The sequence below is a fragment of the Phycisphaeraceae bacterium genome (genome assembly GCA_019454185.1).
Taxonomy (GTDB): Bacteria; Planctomycetota; Phycisphaerae; order Phycisphaerales; family UBA1924; genus JAHBWV01.
Window position 1 is genome coordinate 3,480,973 of the sequence record CP075368.1, and the last position, 11,748, is coordinate 3,492,720.

At 64.1% G+C, this 11,748-nt stretch carries 7 protein-coding genes; 2 read left to right on the forward strand and 5 right to left on the reverse strand.

Annotation, left to right across the window (positions count from 1 at the left end):
- Positions 1–22 precede the first annotated feature (22 nt).
- Together KF838_14570 and KF838_14575 are read right to left on the reverse strand one after the other, a co-directional pair.
- Complete coding sequence (locus KF838_14570; protein QYK48001.1) at positions 23–1,267, reverse strand: aminotransferase class I/II-fold pyridoxal phosphate-dependent enzyme; 1,245 nt, start codon at positions 1,265–1,267, stop codon at positions 23–25.
- A 171-nt stretch (positions 1,268–1,438) separates the two neighbouring features.
- Complete coding sequence (locus KF838_14575; GenBank protein QYK48002.1) at positions 1,439–2,956, reverse strand: alpha/beta fold hydrolase; 1,518 nt, start codon at positions 2,954–2,956, stop codon at positions 1,439–1,441.
- 183 nt (positions 2,957–3,139) lie between these two features.
- Here KF838_14575 and KF838_14580 point away from each other — a divergent pair, with 183 nt between their 5' ends.
- A complete protein-coding gene (locus KF838_14580) occupies positions 3,140–4,483 on the forward strand; it encodes a serine hydroxymethyltransferase (GenBank protein QYK48003.1) in 1,344 nt (447 codons plus the stop codon).
- Positions 4,484–4,715: 232 nt separating this feature from the next.
- Entirely contained in the window at positions 4,716–5,165 is a 450-nt protein-coding gene (tnpA, locus tag KF838_14585; GenBank protein QYK48004.1) for an IS200/IS605 family transposase, read from the forward strand.
- Between the two features lie 452 nt (positions 5,166–5,617).
- Here the strand turns inward: tnpA and KF838_14590 are convergent, their stop codons facing one another.
- Genes KF838_14590 through KF838_14600 form a run of 3 tightly spaced genes read right to left on the reverse strand, consistent with a single transcriptional unit; the run spans position 5,618 to position 11,704 of the window.
- Complete coding sequence (locus KF838_14590; GenBank protein QYK48005.1) at positions 5,618–6,853, reverse strand: hypothetical protein; 1,236 nt, start codon at positions 6,851–6,853, stop codon at positions 5,618–5,620.
- 9 nt (positions 6,854–6,862) lie between these two features.
- Entirely contained in the window at positions 6,863–8,386 is a 1,524-nt protein-coding gene (gene asnS / locus KF838_14595) for an asparagine--tRNA ligase (protein QYK48006.1), read from the reverse strand.
- 45 nt (positions 8,387–8,431) lie between these two features.
- On the reverse strand, positions 8,432–11,704 hold the full coding sequence (locus KF838_14600) for a leucine--tRNA ligase (GenBank protein QYK48007.1): 3,273 nt from the start codon (positions 11,702–11,704) through the stop codon (positions 8,432–8,434).
- Positions 11,705–11,748 lie beyond the last annotated feature (44 nt).

Consider the following 11,748-nt stretch of genomic DNA (forward strand, 5'->3'; position numbering starts at 1 on the left):
ATGAAGGCATGAAGGAATGAAGTCACAGGCGGCGGAGTGCATCCACCAGGGTGTCGATATGCTCGGTCGTGTGCGCTGCGGAGATCTGGCAGCGCAGCCGGGCGTGGCCCTCGGGCACGACCGGGTAGCCGAAGCCGATGACGAAGACGCCCATTTCAAGCAGGCGCTTGGACATGGCGATCGCCTTGGCCGTGTCGTGGACGATGATCGGACAGATCGCGGTCGGTGATTCGAGCACGTCGAACCCTGCCTGCTTGATCTTCTGGCGTGCGTAGGCGACGTTGGAACGAAGGCGCTCGACGCGCTGCGGCTCCGTGAGCATGATTTCGATCGCCTTCCGCGCCGACGCCGCGACCGTCACCGGGAGCGCGTTCGAGAAGAGTGTCGGCCTGCCGCGCTGGATCAGCATGTCGATCGCGTCGCGTGTTCCGGCGACGAAACCTCCTGCGCCGCCTCCCAGGGCCTTGCCGAGCGTGCCGCTGAACATATCGACGCGGTTGGTGCGGGTCGGCGCGGCGTGTGCGGCGTCGATCATTCCCCAGTGTTCGTGTGTGCCGCGTCCGGTGCGTCCCATGACGCCGTGCCCGTGCGAGTCGTCGACGACGAGGATGGCGTTGTGCTTATCGCAGAGGACGCGCATGGTCGGCAGGTCGGCGATGGAGCCCTCCATCGAGAAGACGCCGTCTGTCACGACCCAGATCTGGCCGGTGACGGCGGGGTTTGCCGCGGCCTCGGCGAGGCGCTGCTCGAGTGAGTTCTCGCCCGTCAGCACGTTGTTCTTGTAGACGGCCTTGTGAACGCCCTTCTTGATGGTCGTCGCGAGGCGGATGGAATCGATGATGCAGGCGTGGTTGAGTTCGTCCGAGATGATGATGTCGCCCGGCTCGCAGAGCGTCGGGAAGATCGCCTCGTTCGCGGTCCACGCGGAGACGAAGGTGTATGACGCTTCGGTTCCCATCATGCGAGCGATGAGCTGCTCGAGATCGTGGTGCGGGCCGAATGTGCCGCAGATGAAGCGGACGGATGCGGTGCCAGCGCCGTAGTCTTTCAGGGCCTTGACGCCGGCCTCGACAACCTCCGGGTGGTTCGCGAGGCCAAGGTAGTTGTTCGAGCAGAAGCAGAGGGTGTCGCGGAAGGAGCCGTCCGGCTGTTTCAGACGAACCACCGCGTCCATGGGTCCGTCGATGGTCTGGAGGTGCTTGTACTGCCCTCCGTCGCGGAGAGCATGGAGGGTGGCGGCGGCACGAACGTCGAATGGTGTGGGCATGCCCGGAACCTCTGTGGAGCGGGGAACTCTGACCGGCGGGAACATCTACGGGAAGGGGCAAGAGTGTAGGGAACGCGGGTTCTTCCAGCGCGCAGCGAAGCGGCCCCCATGCCACTCGGGGGGCCGCCCGCCATCCCACTCCAGGACCGAGACTCCGCACCTTCGCGATGTTCACACCCTGCGACGGCGGCTCGCGACGAGGCACCCCATGCCGACGAGCGCGGTCGCGCCGGGAGCGGGGACCGCGTTGTAGTTCCAGAACGTGATGTCATTGACCGAGACGCCCGACAGCTGGCCATCCAGCGACTCGAAGACGAACGCGACGGCGTACTCGCCGCTCTCGAACGTCTGCCAGAGCGACACCGGCCCGCTGGACTGATCCTCAGAGCCGGCAAGATTGAAGGACTGGCGTGCGGAGAAGATCTCCAGCCACTGGAACGCGCCCTCAAACTCGTAGGCGACAAGCACTGAGAACATCCCGTCGCGCTGGCTCGGACCGCTGTCCGCGAACGAATACGAGAACGTCATGGCATCCACGGGACCGTTGTTCCGAGTGTCGACGTTCAGGACCATCCAGGACGGCGCCGCCCCCATCGCTTCGAGGTCGAGCCCCGTGATGCGATCTCCCGTCGTGCGCACTGTCGCCATTCCCGCGCTCGAGTCGACCGTGACGCCCGGCGTCCTTTCCTGCTCGGGCAGAACGCTGAGTTTGTCGTTTGAGTCGAGCCATCCCTGATTGCCGATCGTGATCAGCCGGCCGCGATTGTGCTTCGAGGCGTCCACCACGGGCCATGCGTTGTCGCGCTCCATCGCTCGCTCGTAGGAGTACCCCCATCCGAACCTGCCGTACCCCGACTTGGGCACCGGCCCGAGGTCCACGACGCCGGAGCCGCGGATGCCCTCGTCGTACCACTCGACCGGCCACTTGTGGTGCTCGTTGGGCTGGACCGCGGGGATGTACCGCGTGGTCGCCGCGACATTGACGTTGACGGCGGACTTGAACGTGTGCCCCGTGAAGCCCACATAGCCGAGGGCGCCGCCTGGCGCGAAGTAGTTCTCCGCAACATCCGCCGTGCCACCGAACCACTTGCCCATCGCACCATCAGGGTCGATCGCGGGATCAAGGAAGGTCTGCTGGACCGTCTTCACGCCGTACTTCTTCAGCCCGCGAGCCGCTAACTCGTTGATCGGCGCGCCCAGACTGTGCGAGATCAGGTGGACGTGGTCCCATTGCCCCTCGCCGCCGATACGCCCCTTCGTGATGATCTGGTGCAGGAGATTGTCGGCCTGACCACCGGTTGTCCCGATGGCGTCAACGAAGTTCGCCGGCTTGTTCAGGAGACCGGGGCCGAACGTGCCCGCGGCATCCGTCCGCCAGTCATACTCCCAGACCGCAGTCCCCGCGGGGAGAATGTTGATTCCGTTGGGAAGTCTCCTGTTCATGGACGCGTGAAGGTTGCCCCACATCGCGGGCGTGTCGTCGAATCCGTGGATCATGACGACCAGTGTCTTCTCACCGTTGGCCCGTTGGGTCAGGGCCGCGTTGTTGTCGTACTTGCCGATCTTGCCCTTGGGCGGGTCGGCGGGCTTGGCTGGCGCGGCGTGCGCGGGCAGGCCGACGGCGGCCAACCCCGCGAGGATCGCGATCAGCGTGGCGCGGCTCTGAACGATGGAGCGTGTGGCTTTCATGGCTTGGACTCCTTTGGAACGGTTCTGGTTCTGTGGTGGTGGTGAGGGGGAAACGACTGACTCCACACGCTCCAGCGTGAGTCACGCCCCCGACCGGCGCGGGATTCTCGACCATTCCCAGAAAAATCACTTCCGGCCTCGGCCCAGCACACCGGGCCGGCCGCCCGATATCCTTCAAAACCCATGGCCACCCAACCCCACACGTCGCGCGCTCCGTCGAACGCACACCACGCCGACCCCATCACCGATCAGGTCTTGTCGCTCATCGGGCGTGCCGACCCTGAAGCGGCGGCGTTGATCGCCAAGGAGCGTGAGCGCCAGGAGACGACGCTGGAGCTCATCGCCAGCGAGAACCACGTCTCTCCGGAGGTGATGCACGCCATGGGGACGTGTCTCACCAACAAGTACGCCGAGGGGTATCCGGGTGCGCGGTACTACGGCGGGTGCGAGTTCCACGATCAGATCGAGGATCTCGCGCGCGAGCGGGCGAAGAAGTTGTTTGGGGCCAAGTACGCGAATGTGCAGCCGCACTCGGGGGCTCAGGCCAACACCGCGGCGTTTATGGCGCTGTTGCAGCCCGGCGACACGTTCTGCTCGCTGGTGCTGAAGGATGGCGGGCACCTGTCGCACGGGATGAAGATCAACTTCTCGGGCACGTTCTACCGGCCCGTCCACTACCCCCTGCACTATGACAAGGCCCACCCCGAGCATGAGCGGATCGACTACGACGCCGTTCGCGCGGTCTGCATGGAGCACAAGCCGAAACTGCTGATGTGCGGCTATTCGGCCTATCCCCGCGTGATCGACTTCGCGAAGTTCCGAGAGATCGCCGATGCCTGCGGTGCGCTGCTCATGGCGGACATCGCGCACATCGCGGGGCTGGTGGCGTCCGGCGTGCATCCGTCGCCGTTCCCGCACGCGCACGTGGTGACGACGACGACGCACAAGACGCTGCGCGGGCCGCGGGGCGGGCTGATCCTGACCAACGACGAGGAACTGGCCAAGAAGATCGACAAGGCGCTCTTCCCGGGCGTGCAGGGGGGGCCGCTGATGCACATCATCGCGGCGAAGGCCGTGGCGTTCGGCGAGGCCCTGCGCCCTGAGTTCCGGACCTATTGCGAGCGAGTCGTGCGCAACGCCGCGACACTTGCTTCGGAGTTGGTCGCGAAGGGGTATCGCATCACGACCGGGGGCACGGACAACCACCTGATGCTGGTTGACCTGCGCGGCAAGAGCGACCAGTTGACCGGTGCGGACGCGGAGAAGTGGCTGGAAGCCGCGGGCATCATCACGAACAAGAACGGCATCCCCGATGATCCGCGGCCGCCTCGTGTGACGAGCGGGCTGCGGCTGGGAACGCCGGCGTTGACGACGCGCGGCTTCGGCGAGGCCGAGATGCGAGTTGTTGCCGCACTCTTCGATCGTGTGCTCAGCGCGGGCGTGCAGGGGGGTGATGCGCTCGCATCGACGACGGCGTCGGTGCGCGAGGATGTGCGCACGCTCTGCAAGCGCTTTCCGCTGGGATGATCGGAGCGAAGACGTCGATCATGGTGGCACGGCAAGGGAGGATCTTGGTGCGACCAGTATCCACGAGGGAACGCCCTTCGTGCACGGGAAGCCGTCGCGCGCCGGTCTATCGCCTTTGGCTCCGAAGGAGCCGGTGTGTGTAGCCGCGGGCGCAGCGCAGTCCCGAAGGGACAAGCCAGCCCGTGGTAAGCTGGCACAGGTACATCGCCCCGGCAGGGGCGTGGGAGGAACCATGCCCGGAACCTATTCACAGATTCTTCTGCACGTCGTGTTCAGCACGAAGGAGCGCCGGCCGTTGATCGATACCGGTCTCGCGCCACGCCTGTATGCATACATAGGAGGGATCATCCGTGCAGAGAAGGGCGTGATGTACGAGATCGGTGGCATCGCGGATCACGTTCACTTGTATCTCCGGTGGCGCACGGACGAGAGCATCGCGGGCCTCATGCGAACCGTGAAGTCGCGATCATCAAAGTGGGTGCACGAAGAGATTGGCCTGCGCGAGTTCGCCTGGCAGGAGGGATACTCGGTGCTCTCGGTGAGCAAGTCGCAGGAAGAGCATGTGAAGCGGTACATCCTCGGGCAGCGAGAGCACCACGCGAAGGAGGACTTCAAGTCGGAGTTGCTGCGGTTGCTGCGGGCGCACGAGGTGGAGTTTGATGAGAGATATGTGTTTGAGTGAGGAGGTCGGCGCGGTGAGCGCGTTGAGAGGGATGGTCGATGGCGTTCCTCTGCCCCGCCGGGGCAGCGTGCGAAGGTGGAACGAGCGTGTGATGTGTCGCTTTCCACGGGCTGGCTCACGCCTTCGGCGTTCGCTGCGCCACGTGGCTACATCCCGGCGGCCCGGTGGGCCGCGAAGAGGAATGCGTTGTGGGCACAGGGCGGGGTAGGAGAGCGGAAGAGAGGGTGGGTGGGCCGCGATGCACCGGTTGAAGCCGGTGTCGCCTCCCCACGGGCAACCAGCCGTGCGCCGAAGCGGCGAAGAGGGGGGTACACCGAGATCGGCGGTTGGCTCTCCTTGTGGGCCGGCCGATCTGCGGTGGCACGGCGCAAGGAAGGTCGGGGCTACACGCCACGGGTCGGGAAGAAGGGACGGAGAAGAGGGGAGTCCGCTCTTCACGGGTTCCCGAGCATTCATTGGGAATCCTTGTCGCCAACTGTGTGCCCTCTAAGCCATCGAATGAACGCCATGCGCAGACCGCGAGAAAAATCCCGAATCAGGCCCTCGTCAGCATACAGACGCCCACCGAATGGAGCAAGCCAAGGCAGGCCGTCGCCCAACATGTGTGTACCATGTACGATCTTGGAACGAAGATCGTATATCAATCCGGCGAACTGGCGACTGGATGCGATTTCGAGCATGTACGAATCCACGAAGTCACGAAACAGCCGTGTCGGCCCGGGACCCGTGGGCCTCTTGCACGATTGGCAAGGCGATGACGGCACCACCGGCAGTAATGATTCGACAGCCGCTGCGAGACACATCAGCCGCACTTCTTCGTGTCCAGTATTCACGAGAGATGATGTATGAAGCCAATGACACGCTCTCAGGAACCGCTCCTGGACATCTCGTTCAGCTTGGTCGTGCAACGTCAAGAGCGACGTTAGCGTATCTGGAATACTGAAGTCATCTCGAAGCCATGGAGAGATCGCAGGAAGGGAAACAGAGAAGTACTGCGATTCAGGAATGGCCGGGATCAGACCACATTTATCCAACAGACAAACTGAATCAGGAGTGATGTGCGTGGGCCAGTAATCTAGTTGCACATACTCACATTGAGGAGTACCGTTACGCTTGATTATTGCATAGTCGTGCATGCCATAAGGATGTCGTGCTCGCACGCCAATTGTAAAGGCATTCAGCAGAAGCAACCATCGCCTGCCCTCCTGTTCCCGAGAGATTCGATCAAGCTGCGAACTATTCGGGAATCGCAAGTACTTCAAGCTTACGACACATGGATGCTCGCCCATCAGAAAGGGCGGCCTCGGATCCTTGGGCGGTGCGGGCCGCACCTGCATTCGAAGCTTGCTGTCAATAAACTGCCCGCCAATCTGCTTCGAAGCAAATGCGGTGAATGCGTAGATTCCCTCCGAGCGGTCCGTGACTAGCTCTTCATGTATACGGCGGACATACTCATTAGCCTCCATATCACTTGATGACTTCACCTCGACTGATGCAATTTCGTGGCTGCTCTTCTTGTATCGAAGACGGACGCTTGGTGCGTCAGATGCATGCACGTGAACAACATACGGCTCCTCTTGCATCAGGCACGAGCCGAGGGAGTTGATCGCGTGCGCCAGAAACCGCAACTCCGGCTTGCCAAGCAGCGGGGCCATGATCTCCGGGGTGATTTCACGATACGACGCCATGTCGGTCGCCTAAAACTCCGCCTGCTTCGGCGCGCGGGGGAACGGGATCACGTCGCGGATGTTCTGCATGCCGGTGACGAAGAGGATGAGGCGTTCGAAGCCGAGGCCGAAGCCGGCGTGGGGGACGGTGCCGTAACGCCGGAGGTCGCGGTACCACCAGTATTCCTTGATCGGCAGGCCCATCTCGGTGATGCGTCGGTCGAGGATGTCGAGGCGTTCCTCGCGTTGGCTGCCTCCGATGATCTCGCCGATGCCGGGGACGAGCACGTCCATCGCGGCGACCGTATCACCGGGCGCGCCGTCGGTGCCGGGGTCGTTGAGGCGCATGTAGAAGGCCTTGATCTCTTTGGGGTAGTTCATGAGGATCACGGGCTGCTTGAAGTGTTCTTCGGTGAGGAAGCGCTCGTGCTCGGACTGGAGGTCCGCGCCCCACTTGATGGGGAACTCGAACTTCTTTCCTCCGGCGATCGCGGCTTCGAGGATCTTGATGGCTTCGGTGTACGGCAGCCGGCGGAAGGGGGTTTCGAGGACGTGGGTGAGGCGCGCGATGAGGCCCTTCTCGATGCGTTCATCGAAGAACTTCATGTCGTCGGCGCGCTCGGTGAGGACGGCTTTGATGAGATACTTGATGAACTCCTCGGCGAGGTCGGCGTCTTCCTTCAAGGTCGCGAAGGCGATCTCTGGCTCGATCATCCAGAACTCGGCGAGGTGGCGCGAGGTGTTGGAGTTCTCGGCGCGGAAGGTGGGGCCGAAGGTGTAGACGCGTGAGAGGGCGCAGCAGTAGGTCTCGACGTTGAGCTGGCCGCTGACGGTGAGGTGGGATTCCTTGCCGAAGAAGTCGTGGGAGAAGTCGACAGGAAGGGACGAAGGCACGGAGGCACCAAGGCACGAAGAGGAAGGCGCAGAGGAAGCGGCAGAAACGCCCTCGCTTGCGCTTCGGGCCTCATTCGATCCGACCCGCGGCGGATTGGCGAGGTCGAGGGTGCTGACGCGGAACATCTGGCCCGCGCCCTCGCAGTCCGACGCCGTGATGATCGGCGTGTGGACGTAGAAGAAGGTCCGCTCGTGGAAGAAGCGGTGGATGGCCATGCTGAGCGTGGAGCGGACGCGGGCGACAGCGCCGAAGGTGTTGGTGCGGACGCGGAGGTGCGCGTTCTCGCGCAGGAACTCCATGGTGTGCTGCTTGGGCTGGATGGGGTAGCCATCGGGGTTGTCAACGAGGCCGTGGACGGTGACGCTGCCGCCGGAGGCGGGATCGACCTGGAGCTCGATGCCTCCCTTGGGCGTCTGGGAGGCGACGCCGGTCACTTCGACGGCGCAGTGGGTGGTGAGCTTGGCGATCTGGTCGGCGTAGTTGGGGAGCGAGCCCTTGCAAACGGCCTGGATGGCGTCGAAGCAGGTGCCGTCGTGGATGGCGACGAAGGAGAGGCCGCCGTCGGCCTTGGAGTCGCGGCGGGTGCGGACCCAGCCCTTGACGGTGAGGGTGGTTCCGACGGGTGCTTTGAGCGCATCAACAACCTTGAGCCAGGGCATGGGGGACTCCTGTGGGGAAGGGGAGGTGATGGTAGGGGGAAGGGATCAGACGACGACGTTGACCATGCGTCCCTTGACGACGATGACCTTCTTCGGCGGCTTGCCCGAAAGCAGCTCCGCGACCTTGGGCTCGGCGAGGGCGACGGCGGTGACGGAGGCATCGTCCGCGTCTGCGGGCACGGTGATGCGGGCGCGGACCTTGCCCTGGACCTGCACGGGGAGTTCGACCTCGGAGTCGCGCAGCATGGACTCGTCAACGGCGGGCCACGGGGCGAGCGAGCAGGCGCTGGTGTGCCCGAGTTTCGACCAGAGTTCTTCGGCGATGTGCGGCGCGAAGGGGCAGAGGATGAGCGCGAGTCGCTCAAGCTGCGGGCGGGTCAGACCCGGCCCGTTCTCCGCGCCGACGGAGGATGTCGCGGCGTTCACGAATTCGATCAACGCGGCAATCCCGGTGTTGAAGGAGAGTTTCTCGATCGCCTGCTCAACCTTGACGGTGGTGCGATGGAGAAGCTTCTCGATGGACTTGTGGGCGTCGGAGCCAGCCGATGTGTCCGGCGCGAGGCGCAGGTCGCCGGTCTCTTCATTGACCGTGAGGCGCCAGAGCCGCTGGAGGAAGCGGAAGAGCCCCGTGATGTCGCGTGTGTTCCAGGGCTTTGAGGCCTCCAGCGGGCCCATGTACATCTCGTACAGCCGGAAAGTGTCTGCGCCGTAGTCGGCGATCACGTCGTCGGGATTGACAACGTTCTTCAGCGACTTGGACATCTTGGCGGTGATCTGGGTGACTTCTTCGCCGGTGTCGCGTGCGATGTAGCGCGGCTTCTCTTCGGTGCCTTTGTTGTCGACCATATCGACGGCAACAAGGCCCTTGTCAGCCCGCTGATATGCGTAGCTCGTGATCAGCCCTTGATGGAACAGCTTCTGGAACGGTTCGGGTGTGGAGACTTCGCCGAGGTCGAACAAGACCTTGTGCCAGAATCGCGCGTAGAGCAGGTGGAGGACGGCGTGCTCGTTGCCTCCGATGTAGAGATCGACGCCGCCGATGGGCCTGGGGATGGGCGTGTCATCGGAGGTTGCGACGCGTCCGGTCATCCAATAGGACTCTGCGGGCTTGCCGATGAGGCGTTTGTCGTTCTTTGCGTCGCAGTAGCGGAGGTAGTACCAGCATGAGCCGGCCCAGCCGGGCATGGTGTTGGTCTCACGCCTGACGATCGCATCGGCGGGGAGGTCCTTGACGCCGACATCCTTCGCCGTGGCGCGCATCCACTCCTTCGCTTTGGCCAGGAGGGGTTGTGGATCTTCGGATTCTTCGGGCTTGAAGTCTTCGAGGGGTGGGAGCGTGACGGGGAGCTTGGACTCGTCGACGGGGAAGTGGAAGCCGCGCTCGTCGTAGACGATGGGGAAGGGCTCGCCCCAGTACCGCTGCCGGCTGAAGAGCCAGTCGCGGAGTTTGTAGTTGATCTTCTTGCGTCCGATTCCTTTGGAATCGAGCCATGCGATGATGCGCTGTTTGGCGTCGGGTGTGGAGAGCCCGTCGAGCGAGACCTCGGCGTTGGCGGAGTTGATGGCGTGGCCCGCGCCTGAGTATGCGATGCCGAAGCGTTCGACGATGGTGCCCTCGGCGAATGCGGTGCGGAGATCGTCGAACGAGGCGAAGCCCATGGAGGCGATGGTCTCGAGCCATTCGCCCTGGGTGGAGCCGCGTTTGCCGACGCCGGCGTCGCCGCTCGCCGCCTCGCCACCTGCCCCCCCAGCTGCGCCCACAGCCGGGCGAGCCGCACGGACGCGAGCGAGGAGCGCGGGCATGTGATCGGGCTCGGCGTTGGTGCTGGTGACGAGTCCGAGGAAGTCGGCCAGGTGTGTGGACCAGGTGTCGCCATTGCGTTCGTCGTCGGTGGCGTTGTTCGCGAAGTAGGCCATGGCCCAGTGGATGCGGGAGAGGACAACATCGCGGATGGGGAGGTTGAACTGACGTGCGAACTCGAAGTCGCGCTCGTCGTGCGCGGGGACGGCCATGATCGCGCCGTGCCCGTATCCCATGAGGACGTAGTCGGCGATCCAGACGGGGATCTCTTTGCCGGTGGCGGGGTTGACGGCCATGATGCCGCTGAACACGCCGGTTTTGGTCTTTGTGTCCGCCTGGCGATCGACGTCGGTGCGTGCCTTGGCGCGGGCGATGTAGGCCTCGACCGCTGGGATGTCGGTCTCCGGGCGACACTCTTCGAGCGCGGAGGCGACGAGCGGGTGTTCGGGGGCGATGACCATGTAGGTCGCGCCGAAGATGGTGTCGGGGCGGGTGGTGTAGACGCGGAGCGTGCGTGTGATGGACTTGTCGGGGTCGAGGAGTGGGAAGTCGATCTCCGCGCCCTCTGAGCGACCGATCCATTCGGCCTGCTGCGTGCGGGTGGAATCGGGCCAGTCGAGCCCCGTGAGATCGTCGATGAGGCGGTCGGCGTAGGCGGTGATCCGCATCATCCACTGGCGGAGGGGCTTACGGACGACGGGGTAGCCGCCTCGTTCGGAGCGGCCATCGATGACTTCCTCGTTGGCGAGGGCGGTGCCGAGTTTGGGGCACCAGTTGACGAGCTGCTCGGAGACATAGGCCAGCCGGTAGCTGTCAACGATGGAGCGGCGTGTCTCGTAGTCGACGCTGTCCCACGGTCCGGCGATGGTGTTGGCGGTGACGCCTGGGGCGTGGGCGTACTCGGCGGCCTTGGGGTTGTATCGAAGAGGGCGGGTGCCGGCGCGGAACTCGGCGATGAGGTCGTCGATGGAGCGCGCGGTGCGCAGCTCTTCGTCGTACCAGGCGTTGTAGAGACGCAGGAAGATCCACTGCGTCCAGCGGTAGTAGTCCTCGTCGATGGTGGCGAACTCGCGGGTCCAGTCGTAGGAGAAGCCGAAGCGTTTCAACTGGCGGCGGAAGGTGTCGATGGCGCGGCGCGTGGTGATGGCGGGGTGGACGCCGGTCTGGATCGCGTACTGCTCGGCGGGAAGGCCGTAGGCGTCCCATCCCATGGGATGGAGGACGTTGAAGCCCTTCATCCTTCGGTAGCGACAGATGATGTCGGTTGCGGTGTACCCCTCGGGGTGTCCGACGTGGAGCCCCGCGCCGGAGGGGTAGGGGAACATGTCGAGGCAGTAGAACTTGGGGCGTGAGCCGTCGAAGCCGGGGTCGCCGGGGTTGGGCTGCACGAACGTGCGGTTCTCGTCCCACCAGGTCTGCCAGCGGGTCTCGATCGCCTCGGCGAGCGCGGCGGTGTATCGGTGGGCCGGGCCGGAGTCCGGTGTGCGGGAGGGAGATGGAGTCGCGGCGTCGCTCATAGAGGCCCAGAGTCTAGCGATACCCGAACATGGGATATCGGTCG